This is a genomic window from Mesorhizobium sp. FG116 (genome assembly GCF_057809835.1).
The window spans coordinates 1-19,543 of sequence record NZ_JBMDKS010000023.1; the positions used below are offsets into that span (position 1 = coordinate 1).

General features: G+C 60.7%; 31 protein-coding genes. All 31 read left to right on the plus strand.

Annotated features, from left to right (window positions below):
* Window positions 1–120: 120 nt before the first annotated feature.
* Window positions 121–429: a 30S ribosomal protein S10 gene (gene rpsJ, locus ACODTY_RS17230; protein WP_006205468.1), complete on the plus strand. Its 309-nt coding sequence runs from the start codon at window positions 121–123 to the stop codon at window positions 427–429.
* Between the two features lie 60 nt (window positions 430–489).
* Window positions 490–1,215, plus strand: coding sequence for a 50S ribosomal protein L3 (gene rplC, locus ACODTY_RS17235; RefSeq protein WP_488995447.1), 726 nt, complete (start codon window positions 490–492; stop codon window positions 1,213–1,215).
* On the plus strand, window positions 1,215–1,835 hold the full coding sequence (rplD, locus tag ACODTY_RS17240; RefSeq protein ID WP_488995448.1) for a 50S ribosomal protein L4: 621 nt from the start codon (window positions 1,215–1,217) through the stop codon (window positions 1,833–1,835). The genes rplC and rplD overlap by 1 nt, the downstream gene beginning before the upstream one ends.
* Complete coding sequence (locus tag ACODTY_RS17245) at window positions 1,832–2,125, plus strand: 50S ribosomal protein L23 (RefSeq protein ID WP_488995449.1); 294 nt, start codon at window positions 1,832–1,834, stop codon at window positions 2,123–2,125. Before rplD ends, ACODTY_RS17245 begins: the two co-directional genes overlap by 4 nt.
* Window positions 2,126–2,147: 22 nt before the next feature.
* Entirely contained in the window at window positions 2,148–2,981 is an 834-nt protein-coding gene (gene rplB / locus ACODTY_RS17250) for a 50S ribosomal protein L2 (protein ID WP_488995450.1), read from the plus strand.
* Between the two features lie 16 nt (window positions 2,982–2,997).
* Window positions 2,998–3,276, plus strand: coding sequence for a 30S ribosomal protein S19 (gene rpsS, locus ACODTY_RS17255; RefSeq protein WP_056101454.1), 279 nt, complete (start codon window positions 2,998–3,000; stop codon window positions 3,274–3,276).
* A 3-nt stretch (window positions 3,277–3,279) separates the two neighbouring features.
* Window positions 3,280–3,669, plus strand: coding sequence for a 50S ribosomal protein L22 (rplV, locus tag ACODTY_RS17260; RefSeq protein WP_056244701.1), 390 nt, complete (start codon window positions 3,280–3,282; stop codon window positions 3,667–3,669).
* Window positions 3,669–4,385: a 30S ribosomal protein S3 gene (gene rpsC / locus ACODTY_RS17265; protein WP_056244697.1), complete on the plus strand. Its 717-nt coding sequence runs from the start codon at window positions 3,669–3,671 to the stop codon at window positions 4,383–4,385. Before rplV ends, rpsC begins: the two co-directional genes overlap by 1 nt.
* A gap of 27 nt (window positions 4,386–4,412) precedes the next feature.
* Entirely contained in the window at window positions 4,413–4,826 is a 414-nt protein-coding gene (gene rplP / locus ACODTY_RS17270; RefSeq protein WP_056244694.1) for a 50S ribosomal protein L16, read from the plus strand.
* A 12-nt stretch (window positions 4,827–4,838) separates the two neighbouring features.
* Window positions 4,839–5,039, plus strand: a complete 201-nt coding sequence (rpmC, locus tag ACODTY_RS17275; protein ID WP_056244691.1) for a 50S ribosomal protein L29 — start codon at window positions 4,839–4,841, stop codon at window positions 5,037–5,039.
* 11 nt (window positions 5,040–5,050) lie between these two features.
* On the plus strand, window positions 5,051–5,290 hold the full coding sequence (gene rpsQ / locus ACODTY_RS17280; RefSeq protein WP_056244688.1) for a 30S ribosomal protein S17: 240 nt from the start codon (window positions 5,051–5,053) through the stop codon (window positions 5,288–5,290).
* Between the two features lie 80 nt (window positions 5,291–5,370).
* On the plus strand, window positions 5,371–5,739 hold the full coding sequence (gene rplN, locus ACODTY_RS17285) for a 50S ribosomal protein L14 (protein ID WP_024924768.1): 369 nt from the start codon (window positions 5,371–5,373) through the stop codon (window positions 5,737–5,739).
* A 12-nt stretch (window positions 5,740–5,751) separates the two neighbouring features.
* Window positions 5,752–6,066, plus strand: a complete 315-nt coding sequence (rplX, locus tag ACODTY_RS17290) for a 50S ribosomal protein L24 (RefSeq protein ID WP_056244685.1) — start codon at window positions 5,752–5,754, stop codon at window positions 6,064–6,066.
* Window positions 6,059–6,631: a 50S ribosomal protein L5 gene (gene rplE / locus ACODTY_RS17295; protein WP_056244682.1), complete on the plus strand. Its 573-nt coding sequence runs from the start codon at window positions 6,059–6,061 to the stop codon at window positions 6,629–6,631. Before rplX ends, rplE begins: the two co-directional genes overlap by 8 nt.
* A 27-nt stretch (window positions 6,632–6,658) precedes the next feature.
* Window positions 6,659–6,964 carry a 30S ribosomal protein S14 gene (rpsN, locus tag ACODTY_RS17300; RefSeq protein WP_056244679.1) on the plus strand — a complete coding sequence of 102 codons (306 nt, stop codon included), beginning with the start codon at window positions 6,659–6,661 and terminating at the stop codon, window positions 6,962–6,964.
* Window positions 6,965–6,976: 12 nt separating this feature from the next.
* Entirely contained in the window at window positions 6,977–7,375 is a 399-nt protein-coding gene (gene rpsH / locus ACODTY_RS17305) for a 30S ribosomal protein S8 (RefSeq protein WP_488995451.1), read from the plus strand.
* Window positions 7,376–7,415: 40 nt separating this feature from the next.
* Window positions 7,416–7,949, plus strand: coding sequence for a 50S ribosomal protein L6 (gene rplF, locus ACODTY_RS17310; RefSeq protein ID WP_488995452.1), 534 nt, complete (start codon window positions 7,416–7,418; stop codon window positions 7,947–7,949).
* Between the two features lie 92 nt (window positions 7,950–8,041).
* Window positions 8,042–8,401 carry a 50S ribosomal protein L18 gene (gene rplR / locus ACODTY_RS17315; protein WP_488995453.1) on the plus strand — a complete coding sequence of 120 codons (360 nt, stop codon included), beginning with the start codon at window positions 8,042–8,044 and terminating at the stop codon, window positions 8,399–8,401.
* An 80-nt stretch (window positions 8,402–8,481) separates the two neighbouring features.
* Window positions 8,482–9,051: a 30S ribosomal protein S5 gene (rpsE, locus tag ACODTY_RS17320; RefSeq protein WP_056244666.1), complete on the plus strand. Its 570-nt coding sequence runs from the start codon at window positions 8,482–8,484 to the stop codon at window positions 9,049–9,051.
* Between the two features lie 25 nt (window positions 9,052–9,076).
* Window positions 9,077–9,274 (plus strand): 50S ribosomal protein L30, encoded by a 198-nt coding sequence (gene rpmD, locus ACODTY_RS17325; protein ID WP_488995454.1) that lies wholly within the window; start codon window positions 9,077–9,079, stop codon window positions 9,272–9,274.
* A 22-nt stretch (window positions 9,275–9,296) separates the two neighbouring features.
* Window positions 9,297–9,770 (plus strand): 50S ribosomal protein L15, encoded by a 474-nt coding sequence (gene rplO, locus ACODTY_RS17330; protein ID WP_488995455.1) that lies wholly within the window; start codon window positions 9,297–9,299, stop codon window positions 9,768–9,770.
* A gap of 128 nt (window positions 9,771–9,898) precedes the next feature.
* On the plus strand, window positions 9,899–11,239 hold the full coding sequence (gene secY, locus ACODTY_RS17335; RefSeq protein WP_488995456.1) for a preprotein translocase subunit SecY: 1,341 nt from the start codon (window positions 9,899–9,901) through the stop codon (window positions 11,237–11,239).
* Window positions 11,236–11,823, plus strand: coding sequence for an adenylate kinase (locus ACODTY_RS17340; RefSeq protein WP_488995457.1), 588 nt, complete (start codon window positions 11,236–11,238; stop codon window positions 11,821–11,823). Before secY ends, ACODTY_RS17340 begins: the two co-directional genes overlap by 4 nt.
* A 210-nt stretch (window positions 11,824–12,033) precedes the next feature.
* A complete protein-coding gene (gene rpsM / locus ACODTY_RS17345) occupies window positions 12,034–12,402 on the plus strand; it encodes a 30S ribosomal protein S13 (RefSeq protein WP_035032425.1) in 369 nt (122 codons plus the stop codon).
* A 159-nt stretch (window positions 12,403–12,561) separates the two neighbouring features.
* Entirely contained in the window at window positions 12,562–12,951 is a 390-nt protein-coding gene (rpsK, locus tag ACODTY_RS17350) for a 30S ribosomal protein S11 (protein ID WP_024924781.1), read from the plus strand.
* 100 nt (window positions 12,952–13,051) lie between these two features.
* A complete protein-coding gene (locus tag ACODTY_RS17355; RefSeq protein WP_488995458.1) occupies window positions 13,052–14,062 on the plus strand; it encodes a DNA-directed RNA polymerase subunit alpha in 1,011 nt (336 codons plus the stop codon).
* 104 nt (window positions 14,063–14,166) lie between these two features.
* Window positions 14,167–14,595: a 50S ribosomal protein L17 gene (gene rplQ, locus ACODTY_RS17360; RefSeq protein ID WP_488995459.1), complete on the plus strand. Its 429-nt coding sequence runs from the start codon at window positions 14,167–14,169 to the stop codon at window positions 14,593–14,595.
* Between the two features lie 109 nt (window positions 14,596–14,704).
* Window positions 14,705–15,379 carry an ankyrin repeat domain-containing protein gene (locus tag ACODTY_RS17365; protein ID WP_488995460.1) on the plus strand — a complete coding sequence of 225 codons (675 nt, stop codon included), beginning with the start codon at window positions 14,705–14,707 and terminating at the stop codon, window positions 15,377–15,379.
* A 93-nt stretch (window positions 15,380–15,472) separates the two neighbouring features.
* Entirely contained in the window at window positions 15,473–16,963 is a 1,491-nt protein-coding gene (locus ACODTY_RS17370; RefSeq protein ID WP_488995461.1) for a DegQ family serine endoprotease, read from the plus strand.
* Between the two features lie 63 nt (window positions 16,964–17,026).
* A complete protein-coding gene (locus ACODTY_RS17375) occupies window positions 17,027–18,337 on the plus strand; it encodes a replication-associated recombination protein A (RefSeq protein WP_488995462.1) in 1,311 nt (436 codons plus the stop codon).
* A 167-nt stretch (window positions 18,338–18,504) separates the two neighbouring features.
* On the plus strand, window positions 18,505–19,491 hold the full coding sequence (locus ACODTY_RS17380; protein ID WP_488995463.1) for an RluA family pseudouridine synthase: 987 nt from the start codon (window positions 18,505–18,507) through the stop codon (window positions 19,489–19,491).
* The last annotated feature ends 52 nt before the right edge of the window (window positions 19,492–19,543 follow it).

Below are 19,543 nucleotides of genomic sequence, written 5' to 3' on the forward strand. Positions count from 1 at the left end.
CCGCGAAGGCGGCCGCACCGTCGGCGCCGGCATCGTTGCTTCGATCGTTGAGTAAGAAGAACAACAGATCTGTCGCGGGCGGGGTATCGCCCGCGCCGCGCCAGAACAAGGAATGACGAGATGAACGGTCAGAATATCCGCATCCGCCTGAAAGCGTTCGATCACCGCGTGCTCGATGCTTCGACGCGGGAAATCGTGTCGACGGCCAAGCGCACCGGCGCCAATGTCCGCGGCCCAATTCCGCTGCCGACCCGGATCGAAAAGTTCACGGTCAACCGCTCGCCCCACGTCGACAAGAAGAGCCGCGAGCAGTTCGAGATGCGCACCCACAAGCGCCTCCTCGACATTGTTGATCCGACTCCCCAGACGGTTGACGCGTTGATGAAGCTCGACCTGGCCGCCGGCGTGGATGTCGAAATCAAGCTCTAAGAGCTTAAACAAGAACTCGCAGGGGGAAACCCCGGAGCTCCTCTGAAGGAAAACGAACCGATGCGTTCAGGTGTAATTGCACAGAAGGTGGGAATGACCCGCATCTATAACGATGCAGGCGAGCATGTCCCCGTCACCGTTCTTCGCATGGAGAACTGCCAGGTCGTTGCGCAGCGCACGCAGGAAAAGAACGGCTACACCGCCGTTCAGCTCGGCGTTGGTCTTGCCAAGGTCAAGAATACGTCGAAGGCGATGCGCGGCCATTTCGCTGCCGCCTCCGTCGAGCCGAAGGCGAAGGTTGCCGAGTTCCGCGTCTCTGCCGACAATCTCATTGATGTCGGTGCCGAGTTGACGGTCGAGCATTTTGTGCCTGGCCAGAAGGTTGACGTGACCGGCACCACCACCGGTAAGGGTTTCCAGGGCGTCATCAAGCGCCACCACATGGGTGGCGGCCGTGCGACCCACGGTAACTCGCTGTCGCACCGCGTACACGGTTCGACCGGCCAGCGCCAGGACCCCGGCAAGGTGTTCAAGGGCAAGAAGATGGCTGGCCATCTGGGTGATGTTCGCGTCACCACGCAGAATGTCGAGGTCGTTTCGACCGATGCCGATCGCGGCCTCATCCTGATCCGTGGCGCCGTTCCCGGCACCAAGGGCGCATGGATCCTGGTTCGCGACGCCGCCAAGGTGGCGCTGCCGGCAAACGCACCGAAGCCTGCTGCGATCCGCGCCGCTGGCAAGGCTGCCGCGAAGAACGATGCTCCGGCCAATGAGGGAGCGGAATAATGGACATCAAGATCACAACGCTCGGCGGCAAAGACGCCGGCAAGGTCAAGCTCTCCGAGGAGATTTTCGGCCTTGATCCGCGCGAAGACATTCTGCAGCGCGTCGTGCGCTGGCAGCTTGCCAAGAAGCAGCAGGGTACGCATCAGGCCAAGGGCCGCGCCGATATCGCGCGCACCGGTGCCAAGATGTACAAGCAGAAGGGTACCGGCCGCGCCCGTCACCACTCGGCTCGTGCTCCGCAGTTCCGCGGCGGCGGCAAGGCACACGGTCCCGTCGCACGCAGCCACGAGCATGATCTGCCGAAGAAGATCCGCGCTCTGGGCCTGAAGCATGCGCTGTCGGCCAAGGCCAAGGCCTCGTCGATCATCATTATCGACGATCTGAAGCTCGCCGAAGCGAAGACCAAGGCGCTGGTGGCGAATTTCGCGACGCTCGGCCTGACCAACGCTTTGGTGATCGGCGGTGCCGAGCTCGACGCCAACTTCAAGCTGGCGGCGACCAACATTCCAAACATCGACGTGCTGCCGATCCAGGGCATCAACGTCTATGACATTCTGCGCCGCGGCACGCTGGTCCTTTCCAAGGCAGCGGTCGAGGCTCTCGAGGAGCGCTTTAAATGACCGACCTTCGTCACTACGACGTGATCGTCTCGCCCGCGATCACTGAAAAGTCGACCATGGCTTCCGAGCAGAACCAGGTGGTCTTCAACGTCGCCAAGAAGGCGTCGAAGCCTGAGATCAAGGCCGCTGTCGAGGCGCTGTTCGGCGTCAAGGTGCTGGCCGTCAACACGCTTGTCCGCAAGGGCAAGGTCAAGCGCTTCCGCGGCACAATCGGCCGTCAGGGCGATGTCAAGAAGGCAGTCGTGACTTTGGTCGACGGCCATTCGATCGACGTCGCGACGGGCCTCTGAGTAAGGCGGCGAGGACAAGAACATGGCTTTGAAACACTATAACCCGATTACGCCGAGCACCCGCCAGCTGGTCATCGTCGACCGCTCGGGCCTGCACAAAGGCAAGCCGGTCAAGGGCCTGACCGAAGGCTTGACTAAGTCCGGCGGCCGCAACAACTACGGACGCATCACCGCCCGTTTCATCGGTGGCGGCCACAAGCGCACCTACCGCATAATCGACTTCAAGCGCCGCAAGCTGGATGTCGTCGGTACGGTCGAGCGCCTGGAGTATGATCCGAACCGCACCGCCTTCATCGCGCTGATCAAGTACGAGGACGGCGAGCTCAACTACATCATCGCCCCGCAGCGCCTCGCGGCCGGCGACAAGGTCGTGGCTGGTGAATCGGTCGACGTGAAGCCGGGCAACGCGATGCCGTTGTCGTCGATGCCGGTCGGCACCATCGTCCACAACATCGAACTGAAGCCGGGCAAGGGCGGTCAGGTCGCGCGTTCGGCTGGCGCATACGCCCAGCTCGTCGGTCGTGACCAGGGCATGGCGATCCTGCGCCTTAACTCTGGCGAACAGCGCGTTGTCCACGGCTCGTGCTTTGCCACCGTGGGCGCAGTGTCCAACCCGGATCATGGCAACATCAACGACGGTAAGGCTGGCCGCAGCGTTTGGCGTGGCAAGCGCCCGCACAATCGCGGCGTTACCATGAACCCGGTCGACCACCCGCACGGCGGTGGTGAAGGCCGCACCTCCGGTGGCCGTCATCCGGTTACCCCGTGGGGCAAGCCGACCAAGGGCAAGAAGACGCGGTCCAATAAGGCGACCGACAAGTTCATCGTGCGTTCGCGTCACGAGCGCAAGAGCTAAGAAGAGGTAACGCCAAGTGACTCGTTCTATTTGGAAAGGCCCCTTCATCGACGGCTACCTTCTGAAGAAGGCAGACAAGGTTCGTGAAGGTGGTCGCAGTGAGGTGATCAAGATGTGGAGCCGCCGTTCCACGATCTTGCCGCAGTTCGTCGGTCTCACCTTCGGTGTTTACAACGGCCAGAAGCACGTCCCCGTTTCGGTGAACGAGGACATGGTTGGTCACAAGTTCGGTGAGTTCGCTCCGACCCGTACCTACTACGGTCACGGCGCGGACAAGAAGGCAAAGAGGAAGTAACAGATGGGCAAGGCCAAAGCTCCGCGCAGGCTTGCTGACAACGAGGCGCGTGCCGTTCTGCGCACGATCCGTGTCAGCCCGCAGAAGCTCAATCTGGTTGCCGCGCTTATCCGCGGCAAGAAGGTTGCCACAGCGCTGAACGATCTTGAATTTTCGCGCAAGCGTATTTCCGAGACCGTCAAGAAGACGTTGGAATCGGCGATCGCCAATGCGGAAAACAACCATGATCTGGATGTTGATGCGCTGATCGTGGCCGAAGCCTATGTCGGTAAGTCGATCGTCATGAAGCGTTTCCACGCTCGTGGCCGTGGTCGCGCCAGCCGTATCGAGAAGCCGTTTTCGCACCTCACGATCGTTGTTCGTGAAGTCGAGGAAAAAGGGGAGGCCGCTTAATGGGCCAGAAAATCAATCCTATCGGTCTCCGTCTCGGCATCAACCGCACCTGGGATTCCCGCTGGTACGCAAACACCGGCGAGTACGGCAAGCTGCTGCATGAAGACATCAAGATCCGCGAGTATCTTGAGAAGGAACTGAAGCAGGCCGCGATTTCCAAGGTCGTGATCGAGCGCCCCCACAAGAAGTGCCGCGTCACCATCCACGCAGCGCGTCCGGGCCTCATCATCGGCAAGAAGGGCGCCGACATCGAGAAGCTTCGCAAGAAGCTGACAGAGATGACGAATTCCGAAACGCACCTCAATATCGTTGAAGTGCGCAAGCCGGAAATCGACGCAACGCTGGTTGCCCAGTCGATCGCCCAGCAGCTCGAGCGTCGTATTGCCTTCCGCCGCGCCATGAAGCGCGCCGTGCAGTCGGCTATGCGTCTCGGCGCCGAAGGCATCCGCATCAACTGCGGTGGTCGTCTTGGCGGTGCTGAAATCGCGCGTATGGAATGGTATCGTGAAGGCCGCGTGCCTCTGCATACCCTTCGCGCCGACGTCGACTACGGCACGGCCGAAGCCCAGACCGCCTACGGCATCTGCGGCGTCAAGGTGTGGGTGTTCAAGGGTGAAATCCTCGAGCACGATCCGATGGCATCCGAGCGTCGCGCCACCGAAGGCGAAGCGCATCCTGGCGAACGTAGCGGCGCTCGCCGTCGCGAGAACGCCTGAGATAATTGAGAATTTGGAGCAAGTAAGATGCTGCAGCCAAAGCGCACTAAGTTCCGCAAGCAGTTCAAGGGCCGCATCCACGGCGCCGCCAAGGGCGGTACCAACCTGGATTTCGGTGGCTTCGGGCTGAAGGCGCTGGAACCCAACCGCGTCACAGCACGTGAGATCGAGGCGGCTCGCCGTGCGATCACACGCGAAATGAAGCGCGCCGGTCGCGTCTGGATCCGGATTTTCCCAGATCTGCCGGTCACCTCGAAGCCTACCGAAGTCCGCATGGGCAAGGGCAAGGGCGCGGTTGACTATTGGGCAGCACGCGTGAAGCCTGGCCGCATCATGTTCGAGATCGACGGTGTGTCGGAAGAAACGGCGCGCGAGGCCCTGCGTCTCGGCGCAGCCAAGCTTTCGGTCCGCACGCGCTTCGTGCAGCGCATCGCAGAATAAGGAAGAGCTGAGATGAAAGCCGAAGTAATTCGCTCGAAGACGCAGGACCAGCTCTCTGACGAGCTCGCCAGCTTGAAGAAGGAGCAGTTCAACCTGCGCTTCCAGAAGGCTACCGGCCAGCTTGAGAAGACCGCGCGCGTCAAGCAGGTCCGCAAGGACATCGCACGCATCAAGACCATCGCCGCTGAAAAAGCCGCGGCCAAGAAGGCATAAGGACGAAAACCATGCCAAAGCGCATTCTGCAGGGCACCGTCGTCAGCGACAAGAACGAGAAGACGGTTGTCGTGAAGGTCGAACGGCGCTTCACGCATCCCGTGATGAAGAAGACCGTGCGTATGTCGAAGAAGTACAAGGCGCACGACGAAAACAACGCCCACAAGGTTGGCGACACCGTGTTCATCCAGGAATCGGCCCCGATTTCGAAGGATAAGCGTTGGGTCGTCGTGTCTTCGGACCAGGCCTGAGCGATTGGCGTAGCAAGAACTTTGGACAGACCGGGGAGAGGTGACTCCTTTCCCAACAGAGAAGAAAAAGGCGGCCAGTCATGATTCAGATGCAAACAAACCTCGACGTCGCGGATAATTCCGGCGCTCGTCGTGTCATGTGCATCAAGGTGCTGGGCGGCTCGAAGCGGAAGTACGCATCCGTCGGCGACATCATCGTGGTGTCGATCAAGGAAGCCATTCCGCGCGGCCGCGTTAAGAAGGGCGATGTGATGAAGGCGGTCGTGGTTCGCACGGCCAAGGACATCCGCCGCCCGGACGGCAGCGTGATCCGTTTCGACAAGAACGCGGCCGTTCTCGTCGATAACAAGAAAGAGCCAGTCGGCACGCGTATCTTCGGGCCGGTTCCGCGCGAGCTTCGCGCCAAGAACCACATGAAGATCATCTCGCTTGCGCCTGAAGTGCTGTAAGGAGCCGCAACAATGCAAAAGATCCGTAAAGGCGACAAGGTTGTCGTTCTGGCCGGCAAGGACAAGGGTCGCTCCGGCGAGGTCCTCTCGGTTCAGCCGAAGGAAGACACCGCTGTCGTGCGTGGCGTGAACCTCATTCGCCGCCACCAGAAGCAGAGCCAGTCCCAGGAAGGCGGCATCATCACCAAGGAAGCGCCGCTCCATCTGTCGAACATTGCGCTGGCCGACCCCAAGGACGGCAAGCCGACCCGCGTCGGCTTCAAGTTCGAGAAGGACGGCAAGAAGGTGCGCTTTGCGAAGCGCTCGGGAGAAACGATCAATGGCTAAGGCTCAGCAAGCTACGGCTCAGAATACGCCGCGCCTGAAGAAGGTTTACAACGAAACCATTCGCAAGGCGCTTCAGGAGCAGTTCAAATACGACAACGAGATGCAGGTTCCGCGTCTCGACAAGATCGTGCTGAACATGGGTGTTGGCGAAGCGACGGCCGACTCCAAGAAGCCTTCTGTTGCCGCCGAGCATCTGGCGCTTATCGCTGGCCAGAAGCCCGTCATCACGCGTGCCCGCAAGTCGATCGCCGGCTTCAAGGTTCGCGAGAACATGCCGATCGGCACCAAGGTCACTCTGCGTCAGGAACGCATGTATGAGTTCCTTGACCGGCTGGTGAATATCGCACTGCCACGCGTCCGCGACTTTCGCGGGCTGAATCCGAAGAGCTTTGATGGTCGTGGCAACTATGCCATGGGCATCAAGGAACACATCGTGTTCCCGGAAATCAACTACGACAAGGTTGATCAGGTCTGGGGCATGGACATCATCGTTTGTACGACTGCGAAGACGGACGACGAAGCCAGGGCGCTGCTCAAGGCTTTCAACTTCCCCTTCCGCCAGTAACGGCAGCGAGCAAAGGAAAAATCTGAAATGGCAAAGACCAGCTCAGTTGAAAAGAACAATCGGCGCCGCAAGCTTGTGGACCAGTACGCTGCCAAGCGTAAGGCGCTGAAGGCCATCATCATGGATCAGTCCAAGCCGATGGAAGAGCGCTTCCGCGCCCAGCTCAAGCTGGCCGCGCTGCCGCGTAATTCGGCGCGTATCCGTATCCGCAACCGTTGCGAAATCACCGGTCGTCCGCGGGCTTTCTATCGTAAACTCAAGGTTTCCCGTATCGCCCTGCGCGATCTCGGCAACAACGGCCAGATTCCCGGCCTGGTCAAGTCGAGTTGGTAAGGAGGACATCACATGTCATTGAGCGATCCTCTCGGCGATATGCTGACCCGCATCCGCAACGCCTATGGCCGTAAGAAGTCGACCGTGTCGACCCCGGCCTCGCGTCTGCGTGCCCGCGTCCTGGATGTTCTGAAGGCCGAAGGCTACATCCGCGACTATAGCCAGACCGATTTCGACAACGGCAAGTCCGAGATCAACATCGAGCTGAAGTATTTCGACGGTTCGCCTGTGGTGCGCGAGATCTCGCGCGTTTCGAAGCCCGGCCGCCGCGTATACGTCTCGGCCAAGTCGATCCCGCAGGTTGCCAATGGTCTCGGCATTGCCATCTTGTCGACGCCGAAGGGCGTTATGGCTGACCACGATGCTCGCGAACAGAATGTCGGTGGCGAAGTTCTCTGCCAGATATTCTGATCCGGCTGACTTGAAACACGAAGAGTGACGAGGACAACAAATGTCTCGTATTGGAAAGAAGCCCGTATCCGTGCCGCAGGGCGTGACCGCGTCGGTCGACGGTCAGACCGTCACGGCCAAGGGTCCGAAAGGTGAGCTGAAGTTCGTCGTCAACGACGAGGTTCTGGTCAAGCTGGAGGACGGCGAAATCGCCGTGCAGCCGCGCGACACCTCGAAGGCGGCTCGCTCGAAGTGGGGCATGTCCCGCACGCAGATCGTCAACATCCTGACCGGCGTGAAGGATGGCTTTGAAAAGAAGCTTGAAATCACCGGCGTTGGCTATCGTGCCGCGATGCAGGGCAAGAACCTGCAGCTTGCACTTGGCTTTAGCCACGATGTCGTCTACCAGACGCCGGAAGGCATTACGATTGCTGTTCCGAAGCCCACCGAAATCAGCGTGACGGGCATCGACAAGCAGCAGGTCGGCCAGGTTGCGGCGGAAATCCGTGAGTATCGCGGTCCTGAGCCTTACAAGGGCAAGGGCGTGCGCTACGCCGGCGAGAAGATCCTCCGCAAGGAAGGCAAGAAGAAGTAAGTTCGTAACTACAACGCCACGGGGCGTTGCCGCGGGAGCATTCGTCTACCGCATGTGGCAACCCCCGTTTTACAAGGCAGGAACTAAAAGCCATGGCTTTGAAAGAATCTATCCAGCGCCGCTCTGCGCGTATCCGTCGTCACTTGAAGGCGGTTTCCAACGGCAGGCCGCGTCTTTCGGTGCATCGCACCTCGAAGAACATCTACGTCCAGATCATCGACGATGCTAAGGGTCACACCATTGCGGCAGCTTCGACGCTGGAGAAGGACTTCCGCGCGACCAAGAAGACCGGCGCAGACACCGCTGCTGCGGCTGCGGTTGGCAAGCTGATCGCGGAACGCGCAGGCAAGGCCGGCGTCAAGCAGGTCGTTTTCGATCGTGGCTCGTACATCTACCACGGCCGTATCAAGGCTTTGGCCGAGGCGGCGCGTGAGGGTGGCCTCGACTTCTGATTTTTCGCCGCCGGCGACCTGAAACGTGGCGCCGGCATTTCAGCAACCCGTGCTTCCGGAAAAGAACAAGGAACTAGGATATGGCACAGGAACGTAGGGAAGGCGGCCGCGAGCGTGGCCGTGACCGCGAAGAGCGCGACGACGGCATCGTCGACAAGCTCGTACACATCAACCGCGTAGCCAAGGTCGTCAAGGGCGGCCGGCGTTTCGGCTTTGCAGCACTCGTCGTCGTCGGCGACCAGAAGGGCCGCGTTGGCTTTGGCCACGGCAAGGCCCGTGAAGTGCCGGAAGCCATCCGCAAGGCGACTGAATCCGCCAAGCGTGACATGATCTTCGTGCCGCTGCGCTCGGGCCGTACGCTTCACCACGATGTTGAAGGCCGTTGGGGCGCTGGCCGCGTTCTTCTGCGTGCCGCCAAGCAGGGTACCGGCATCATCGCCGGCGGTCCGATGCGCGCCGTTTTCGAGACGCTCGGCATGCACGACGTCGTCGCCAAGTCGATGGGTTCGTCGAACCCTTACAACATGGTTCGCGCCACCTTTGACGCGCTGAAGAGCCAGATGCATCCGAAGGATGTGGCTGCTGCTCGCGGCATCAAGTACTCGACCCTTCAGGCCCGCCGCGGCAATGCCGTAGCGGCTGAAGAATAGTCGCGTTGACCAGGGGATTTTGACCATGGCCAAGAAAGCAACCAAGACCATCACCGTTGAGCAGATCGGTTCGCCGATCCGCCGCCCGAAGGAACAGCGCGCAACGCTGGTCGGCCTCGGCCTCAACAAGATGCATCGCAAGCGCACGCTGGAAGACACTCCTTCAGTGCGCGGCATGATCGCCGCCGTCTCGCACCTCGTCCGCGTCGTGGACGAGGCCTGAGCCAGAGCGCAGGAGAACGGAAATGAAACTCAACGATCTACGTGACAACGAAGGCGCGACCCATTCGAAGAAGCGTCTCGGTCGCGGCATCGGCTCCGGCTCCGGCAAGACCGGCGGCCGCGGCGTCAAGGGCCAGAAGTCCCGCTCGGGCGTGGCCATCAACGGCTTCGAGGGTGGCCAGATGCCGCTCTATCGTCGCTTGCCGAAGCGCGGCTTCAACAACATCTTCGCCAAGAGCTTTGCTGTTGTTTCGCTGGCCCGCATCCAGGCTGCGATCGATGCCAAGAAACTCGACGCCAAGGAAGCCGTGACCGCCGAGGCGCTCGTCAAGGCCGGCGTCATTCGCCGCGTCAAGGACGGCGTACGCGTCCTTTCCGATGGCGAACTGAAGGCAAAGCTTGCCTTTGACGTTGCCGGTGCCTCCAAGGCCGCGATCGAGAAGATCGAGAAGGCCGGCGGTTCGGTGAAGCTGCCCGAGCAGGCTGCTGCTGAATAACCACCCAATTGTGAGCGGTCGCGTCAAAGCGGCCGCTTGCATCTTGGTTGCGCCAAGCCTATTTCGGGGCTTCGGTGACACGCGCCGCCCGAAGCGGGCCTCCCGCGTCATCCTGCGGAGAAACATGCATGGCTTCGGCTGCTGAACAACTTGCTTCCAATCTGAATTTTGCGGCCTTCGCCAAGGCCGAGGACTTGAAGAAGCGCATCTGGTTTACGCTGGGTGCGCTGTTCGTCTATCGGCTCGGCACTTACATTCCGCTGCCTGGTATCAACCCCGAAGCTTTTGCGCAGGCCTTCCAGCAGCAGAGCGGCGGCGTGCTTGGCATGTTCAACATGTTTGCCGGCGGCGCGGTCGAGCGCATGGCGATCTTTGCGCTGGGCATCATGCCGTACATTTCGGCATCGATTATCATGCAGTTGATGACCTCGGTCATTCCTTCCCTTGAGGCGCTCAAGAAGGAAGGCGAACAGGGCCGCAAGATCATCAACCAGTATACCCGCTACGGAACGGTGCTTCTGGCGATCGTCCAGTCCTACGGCATCGCCGTGGGCCTATCCAGCGGCAACAATATCGTTACCAACCCCGGCCTGTTCTTCCAGATTTCGTCCGTCATCACGCTGACCGGCGGAACAATGTTCCTGATGTGGCTGGGTGAACAGATCACCGCACGCGGCATCGGCAACGGCATCTCGCTGATCATCTTCGCCGGTATCGTTGCAGGCATGCCTGCTGCAATCAGCGGCACGTTGGAATTGAGCCGTACCGGTGCCCTGTCTACGGGCCTGGTGCTGGCTATCATGGTGCTTGCTGTTATCGTTATCGCGCTGATCGTTTTCTTCGAGCGTGCCCAGCGCCGCCTGCTGATCCAGTATCCGAAGCGCCAGGTCGGCAACCGCATGTTCCAGGGCGACACGTCGCACCTGCCGCTCAAGCTCAACACCTCGGGCGTTATCCCGCCGATCTTTGCTTCGTCGTTGTTGCTGCTGCCGGCAACGCTTGCTGGTTTCTCCAACACGCAGAACATGCCGGCTTGGGCTGCGTCTGTCTTGTCCGCGCTTGGTCACGGTCAGCCGCTTTACATGCTCTTTTATGGCGGCATGATCGCGTTCTTCACCTTCTTCTATACGGCAATCGTGTTCAATCCTAAGGACACGGCCGATCAGTTGAAGAAGCATTCGGGCTTCATTCCGGGCTATCGTCCGGGCGAACGCACGGCTGAGTACATCGACTACGTCTTGACCCGCATAACGGTGGTGGGCGCGATCTACCTTGTCGCGGTCTGCCTCCTGCCTGAATACCTGATTGCCGCCACCGGCGTGCCGTTCTACCTTGGTGGTACTTCGCTTCTGATCGTTGTCAGTGTAACGCTGGATACGATCGCGCAGATCCAAGGCCACTTGATCGCGCATCAATATGAAGGGCTGATCAAGAAGTCGAAGCTGCGCGGGGGCAAGAGAGGAAAATGAGGCTGATACTGCTTGGACCGCCAGGCGCGGGCAAGGGGACGCAAGCACAGAGACTGGTAGAAAAGTACGGCATACCCCAGCTTTCCACGGGCGACATGCTGCGCGCTGCGGTGGCGGCAAAGACACCGGTCGGCCTCAAGGCCAAGGCCGTCATGGATGCCGGAGAGCTTGTCTCCGATGCCATCGTCAACGCCATCGTGGCTGAGCGTATCGACCAGCCCGATTGCGCCAAGGGCTTCATCCTGGATGGATACCCGCGCACGCTTGCGCAGGCCGACTCGGTCGAGGCCATGCTTGGCGAACGCGGTATCGCACTGGATGCGGTGATCGAACTGGTGGTTGACGACAAAGCGCTGGTGGGTCGCATCGTCAAGCGGGCGGAAGAAGCCAAAGCTGCCGGTCAGCCGGTCCGGAAAGACGACAATCCCGAGGTTTTCGAGGAACGGCTGCGCGAATATTACAAGAAGACCGCGCCGTTGATCGGCTACTACCATGCCAAGAAAATGCTCAAGGGCGTTGACGGAATGGCCAGTATCGATGCGGTCAGCGGGCAGATCGACGCGCTGCTGGGCAAGGGCCGTTAATAAATCTGACTGCTTGCCCTTGACGGGGTGGACTGGCTGGAGTATGGCGGCCCGTCTCCCTATCAGGCATGAGCTTAACCTGTCCGTGCGGACAAGTCGCTTGCTTTGTATAAGGAACACCCGCAAGGGCCGGCCTCCACCGGACGCGGGTCATTTAAACAGCGTCGGTCAGGCCGAAAGGTCGCCCGGCCCACATGGAGAAGAGAGAAGATGGCTCGTATAGCCGGCGTCAACATTCCGACCAACAAGCGCGTCGTCATCGCGCTTCAGTACATCCACGGCATTGGCAAGAAGTTTGCCCAGGAGATCGTCGACAAGGTCGGCATTCCCGCTGAGCGCCGCGTCAACCAGCTCACCGACGCCGAGGTTCTTGCGATCCGCGAAACCATCGACCGTGACTATCAGGTCGAAGGCGATCTGCGCCGCGAAGTTTCGATGAACATCAAGCGTCTGATGGACCTTGGCTGCTACCGCGGCCTGCGCCATCGCCGCAGCTTGCCGGTTCGTGGCCAGCGTACGCATACCAATGCGCGCACTCGCAAGGGTCCTGCCAAGGCAATCGCCGGCAAGAAGAAGTAATTTAGGGGAATAGGGGAGTAAGGCAGTAGGGGAATATGTGAGAGCGCTGTTGTCAGCCGCTACCGAGCATACTCCCTTACTGCCCTATTCCCTTGATCCCTTAGTTAAGGTGGAGCCGCTGGAATTACGGCGGTGTAGAGATCAACTGAAAGGAATACCATGGCCAAGGAAGCCGCTCGTGTTCGCCGTCGCGAACGCAAGAATATCTCGTCGGGCGTTGCCCACGTCAATTCGACCTTCAACAACACCATGATCACCATCTCGGACGCGCAGGGCAATGCTATTGCCTGGTCGTCGGCTGGTGCCCAGGGCTTCAAGGGTTCGCGCAAGTCGACCCCGTTCGCGGCGCAGATGGCTGCTGAAGACGTTGCCAAGAAGGCCCAGGAACACGGCATGCGCATGCTGGAAGTCGAAGTTTGCGGTCCGGGCTCCGGTCGTGAATCCGCCCTGCGCGCTCTGCAGGCTGCCGGCTTCACCATCACCTCGATCCGCGACGTGACGCCGATCCCGCACAATGGCTGCCGCCCGCGCAAGAAGCGCCGCGTCTGACCCACAAAAATTCGTTGCTTAAGCGCCGTCCGGCGCTTTTGCGATTTTCCAGATCGCCCACCACGATTGGATGGTGGTGGGGAAGCGGAAGGAAGGCAACATGATCCAGAAAAACTGGCAGGAACTGATCAAGCCGAACAAGGTCGAGTTCTCGTCGAAGAAAAAGACTTTGACCACTCTGGTCGCCGAGCCGCTCGAGCGTGGCTTTGGCCTCACCCTCGGCAATGCGCTGCGTCGCGTGCTTTTGTCGTCGCTGCGTGGCGCTGCCGTAACGGCCGTCCAGATCGACGGCGTTTTGCATGAGTTCTCCTCGATTGGCGGTGTCCGCGAGGACGTGACCGACATCGTGCTCAACATCAAGGAAATCGCCATCAAGATGGAAGGCGATGGTCCCAAGCGCATGGTTGTGCGCAAGCAGGGCCCAGGCGCCGTGCTCGCCGGCGACATCCAGACGGTTGGCGACGTCGAGATCCTCAATCCCGACCACGTCATCTGCACGCTGGACGAAGGCGCTGAAATCCGCATGGAATTCACCGTCGACACCGGCAAGGGCTACGTGCCGGCCGAGCGCAACCGCGCCGAAGACGCGCCGATCGGGCTCATCCCGGTCGACAGCCTCTACTCGCCGGTCAAGAAGGTTTCCTACAAGGTCGAGAACACCCGCGAGGGCCAGGTTCTTGACTACGACAAGCTGACCATGACCATCGAGACCGACGGTTCCGTCACCGGCGAGGACGCAGTGGCTTTCGCCGCCCGCATCCTGCAGGACCAGCTTGCGCTGTTCGTCAACTTCGACGAGCCGCAGAAGGAAGTCGCGACCGAGGCGGTCACCGAGCTTGCCTTCAACCCGGCCCTGCTCAAGAAGGTCGACGAACTGGAGCTTTCCGTCCGTTCGGCCAACTGCCTGAAGAACGACAACATCGTCTACATTGGCGACCTGATCCAGAAGACCGAAGCCGAGATGCTGCGCACCCCGAACTTCGGCCGCAAGTCGCTCAATGAGATCAAGGAAGTGCTGGCGGCCATGGGCTTGCACCTCGGCATGGAAGTGCCGGATTGGCCGCCGGAAAACATCGAAGACCTCGCGAAACGTTACGAAGACCAGTATTGAGCATGAATTCCGAGGATCGGCGGCGCGAGCCGTCCGGTTCGACGGTCATGCGGAAAACCATCAGGGGCCGTGGCCTCTTGAACAACTAAAGAAGGAAAAGAGCCATGCGCCACGGTTTTAAAGGCCGCCGCTTCGCCCGCAGCATCAGCCATCGCAAGTCGATGTTCGCCAACCTCGCCGTGTCTCTGATCGAGCACGAGCAGATCGTCACCACCTTGCCGAAGGCGAAGGACCTGCGTCCGATCGTCGAGAAGCTGGTTACGCTCGGCAAGCGCGGCGACCTGCACGCCCGCCGTCAGGTCATTGCCCAGATCGGCAATGAAGGCGTCGTCAAGCGCCTGTTCGAGACGCTTGCGCCTCGTTATGCCACCCGCAACGGCGGCTACCTGCGCATCATGAAGGCAGGCTTCCGCAAGGGCGACAACGCTGCAATGGCAGTCATCGAGTTCGTTGACCGCGACACCTCCGCCAAGGGCGCCGGCGATCGTGATCGCCTCGAGGCTGAAAGCGCCAACGAGACCGAAGCCGCATAAGCTTCGGTTTTTCTTGAAACAGTTCAAAGGGGCCTATGGGCCCCTTTTTTATTGGCCGTATGCCACTACATCGCTGGCAATGGATCGGTGACGAAAGTGGTGAACGTGGATGGTCATGCGCTCGGTGTTTTTGGTGCTTGCCGTTGTTGCTGCAACGGTTTTTCCGGGCATGGCTTCGGCGAATGCCGGAAAGGACAAGGCGATGCTGATTGAGGCCGTTGCCAATGGGGATTTGCCCAAGGTTCGCGAAATCATCTCGACCGGTGGTGATCTGGAGGCGCGCGATGCTCAAGGGCGAACCGCGCTGCTTCTTGCCACCCATGCCGATGCGGTCGAAATCGCAAAAGCGCTGATCGCCGCCGGCGCGGACGTCAACGCCAAGGATGCGATCAAGGACACGCCATTTCTTTACGCTGGTGCCGAGGGCCGTACCGAAATCCTGAAGGCAATCCTGGCGACCGGCAAGGCAAACCTCAAGGACACCAACCGCTATGGCGGCACGGCGCTGATTCCTGCATCGCATCACGGCCATCCCGATGCGGTGCGTGTCCTGCTTGGAACCGGCATCGATATCGATCACGTCAACAATCTCGGCTGGACGGCATTGATCGAAGCGGTGATCCTGGGAGACGGCGGCCCGATCTATCAGGAAATCGTCGGCCTCCTCGTGGATGCCGGCGCGCGCAATATTCCCGACAGGGAAGGGGTTTCGCCGCTAGACCATGCCCGCCGCAACGGCTTTTCCGAGATTGCTGCCCGCATCGAGGCCGGCCCAAGGCTGTAACATCAAAACAATAGCCAAAAATCGGTCCGGCAGCCTTTCATTTTGCACAATCGTCGCGACAATGGCGCGCGATTGTGCCCGGAGGATTCGCGAATGCGCGCCAAGCAGTTAACTGTTGCCATTGTCGGTTCGCTGATGCTGTTTCTGGCCGCGCCGCTTGGCTATCAGGCGGTGGCACAGGAGAAGAAGAGCGATGAGCCAGGCCTGTCTGATGTGCTCACCGATCTCCTGCATGGCGTCGAGGGCGACAAGGCGACCGCTGGCCCCGACCAGCGCGTGCCGTTCGGCCGTGAAGAGATGCAGCTTTCGTTCGCTCCGCTGGTCAAGCAAACCGCGCCGGCCGTCGTCAATGTCTACGCATCGCAGACGGCCAAGGTGAGATCGCCCTTCGATGGCGATCCTTTCTTCGAGGAATTCTTCGGCCGCTCGATACCGCGTGCCCAATCCTCTCTCGGCTCCGGCGTTCTTGTCGATCCGACCGGCATAATCGTGACCAATTTCCACGTCATCAAGGATGCGGACGAGGTCAAGGTCGCGATGTCTGACGGTCGCGAATTCAACAGCAAGGTTATGTTGAAGGACGAAACGCTCGACCTCGCAGTGCTGAAAATCGATTCCGACAAGCCGTTCCCGGTCATTGCCATCGGCGATTCCGATGCGCTTCAGGTTGGTGACCTGGTGCTGGCCATCGGCAACCCGTTCGGCGTCGGCCAGACTACGACCAGCGGCATCGTGTCAGCCTTGGCGCGAAGCCATATCGGCATTTCGGATTCGGGCTTTTTCATCCAGACGGATGCGGCCATCAACCCCGGCAATTCCGGCGGCGGCCTTATCAACATGGGCGGCCAACTGGTGGGCATCAACACCGCGATCTACAGCCGCAGCGGCGGTTCCATCGGCATCGGCTTTGCCATCCCGTCCAACATGGTGCGCGCCTTTGTCGAGGCCGCGAAGTCCGGTCAGGATTTCTTCGAGCGGCCGTACATAGGCGCTACCTTCGAGCCGGTAACGCCGCAGATCGCGGAATCGCTTGGCATGGAATCGCCCCACGGCGCGCTGGTCTCGGCGGTGGAGGCAGGCGGCCCCTCTGAAAAGGCCGGGCTGAAGCCGGGCGATGTGGTGCTCGCCTTCAATGGCGCCGTCATCGAAAACGTCGATGCGCTGGGCTACCGGTTGGCGACGCAGCCGATCGGGTCGAACGCCGAATTGGGCGTACTCTCCAAGGGCGAGGAAAAGACCTTGGAGATCGCGCTGGTCCGCGCGCCGGAGGGTGCAGCTTCCGCTGAAATCCTGCTGCGCGGCCGCAGTCCCTTTGCCGGAGCCAAGGTGGCGGAACTCTCGCCCCGTCTTGCCCAGCGGCTCGGTATGGCCTCTGACTTGAAGGGTGTGGCGGTGGTCGATATCGACCGCAACTCGCCTGCTGCCGATTTCGGCTTCCAACCGGGTGACATCGTGCGCGAGGTCAATGGCCAGACCATCGACAATGCCAGGAAGCTGGCCGACGCCGCCCAGCAGAGTACGCGTTGGTGGCGCTTTACCGTGGAACGCAATGGTCAGTTGCTTCGCCAGGTGTTGCGCTACTAGATCCCATCGCCGAAAGTGACCAAGCCGGACCGGATGGTCCGGCCTGCTTGACGGTTTGGAAAAATGGCCGATCTTTTCAGTCCTGATGAGCCGGAAAAAGCGCCGCTTGGCCGGCCGCTTGCCGATCGGCTGCGTCCACGCAATCTGAGCGAAGTCGTCGGCCAGGAACATCTGACCGGGCCGGATGGTGCGCTGACCCGCATGATCGCGTCGGGGTCGCTTGGATCGATGATCTTCTGGGGTCCTCCAGGTACCGGCAAGACGACCGTCGCGCGCTTGCTCGCCGGTGAAACCAGCCTCGGTTTCGAGCAGATCTCGGCCATCTTTTCCGGCGTAGCCGATTTGAAAAAGGTGTTCGAAGCCGCCCGTCTGCGCCGCGCCAATGGCCGCCAGACCTTGCTCTTCGTAGACGAGATCCATCGCTTCAACCGCGCCCAGCAGGATTCCTTTCTTCCGGTCATGGAAGACGGCACCGTCATTCTGGTTGGCGCGACAACGGAAAATCCCTCGTTCGAACTCAACGCCGCGCTTCTGTCGCGCTCGCGCGTTCTCGTGTTTCACTCGCTGGACGAGGACAGCATCGCCAAGCTCTTGCTACGCGCCGAGGAAACCGAGGGAAAGCCGCTGCCGCTTGATGAAGAGGCGCGGGGTGCCCTTGTGCGCATGGCGGACGGCGATGGCCGCGCCTCGCTCACGCTTTCGGAAGAGGTGTGGCGTGCCGCCAAGCCGGGAGAAGTCTTCGATACCGAAGGCCTCACGCGCATAGTCCAGCGCCGCGCGCCGATCTACGACAAGGGGCAGGACGGCCATTACAATCTGATTTCCGCCTTGCACAAATCGGTGCGCGGCTCGGATCCCGATGCGGCCCTCTACTATCTTTGCCGTATGTTCGATGCTGGTGAGGATCCGCTTTATCTCGGCCGACGGCTGGTCCGCATGGCTGTCGAAGACATTGGTCTCGCCGATCCGCAAGCGCTTGTCGTCGCCAATGCGGCGAAGGATGCCTACGACTATCTGGGTTCGCCCGAGGGTGAACTGGCGTTCGCGCAGGCCTGCGTCTATCTGGCGACCGCTCCCAAGTCGAATGCCGTCTACACCGCCTTCAAGGCCGCCACCCGCGCCGCCAAGGAGCACGGCTCGCTTCTGCCGCCGAAGCATATCCTCAATGCGCCGACCAAGCTGATGAAGGAAGAGAGCTACGGCGCCGGCTATCGTTATGACCACGATGAGCCGGACGCCTTCTCCGGCCAGGATTATTTTCCGGAGAAGATGGGCCGCCAGACCTTCTACGATCCGCCCGAACGCGGCTTCGAAAGGGAAGTGCGAAAGCGGCTGGAATACTGGGCCAAGCTGCGCAAGGAGCGCGGCGCTTAGCTGCGGCTGCAAGTCGGCTCGCAAATGCCGGCACTTGGTGCTATTGCCCGCATCCAGATGGAGCATCGGCCCGAACGCGAAGCCTTCGCATGTATCGGATGATCGAACCAAAAGACGGATCGTCATTTGTGCATCCTGAAATGCACGGCGACCAGACGGACAGGCATATGGCAGGCGTAGAACAGATCACGGTTGGGCCCGACGAGGCCGGCATGCGGCTCGACCGCTGGTTCAAAACTCATTTCCCGGGACTGGGTTTCGGTCACCTGCAAAAGCTGCTGCGCTCGGGCCAGGTCCGCATCAATGGCGGCCGCGCCAAGACGGACACTAGGGTCGAGCCGGGCCAGGTGATCCGGGTTCCACCTCTCGAAGTCGACAAGAAGGGCGATACCCAGCTCACCGGCCATTCCATCCGCAATCAGGATGACGGCGACGTTCTGGCCAAGATGCTGCTGCATGAAGACGCCAAGGTCTACGTCTTCAACAAGCCGGCGGGGCTGGCCGTGCAGGGTGGTTCAGGCGTCACGCGCAACGTTGATGACATGCTTGAAGCCTTGCGCAACAAGAAGGGCGAGAAGCCGCGCCTCGTCCACCGTCTCGACCGCGATACCTCCGGCGTGCTGGTCGTCGCCCGCACGCGTCTCGCCGCGATGAAGCTGTCGGAATCGTTTCGCGCCCGCGAGACGAAGAAGACGTATTGGGCCTTGGTGAAGGGCGTGCCGCCCAAGCGCGAGGACAAGATCTCGACCTGGCTGATCAAGGAGCCAACGCCGGACGGCGACCGCGTGCGCGTTGCCAAGCATGGCGAAAAGGGCGCGGATCATGCCGTGTCCTACTATCGCATCGTCGAACAGGCCGCGCAGACGCTAAGCTGGCTGGAAATGGAGCCCTATACCGGCCGCACCCATCAGTTGCGCGTTCACGCCGCATATCTCGGTTGCCCGATCATCGGCGATCCCAAATACTTCGAGGCAGACACCAACTGGGAATTCCCCGGCGGTGTCCAGAACCGTCTGCATCTGCATGCGCGCCGCATCGTCATCCCGCATCCCGACGGCGGCAAGATCGATGTCACCGCACCGATGCCGCACCACATGCGCCAGAGCTGGAACCTGATCGGCTTCGACATGCAAAGCGCCGAGGACGACGCTTGAACACCGCGATGCAAACCCTCGCACCCTGTGAGCCCGCACCCAGTGAGAGAGT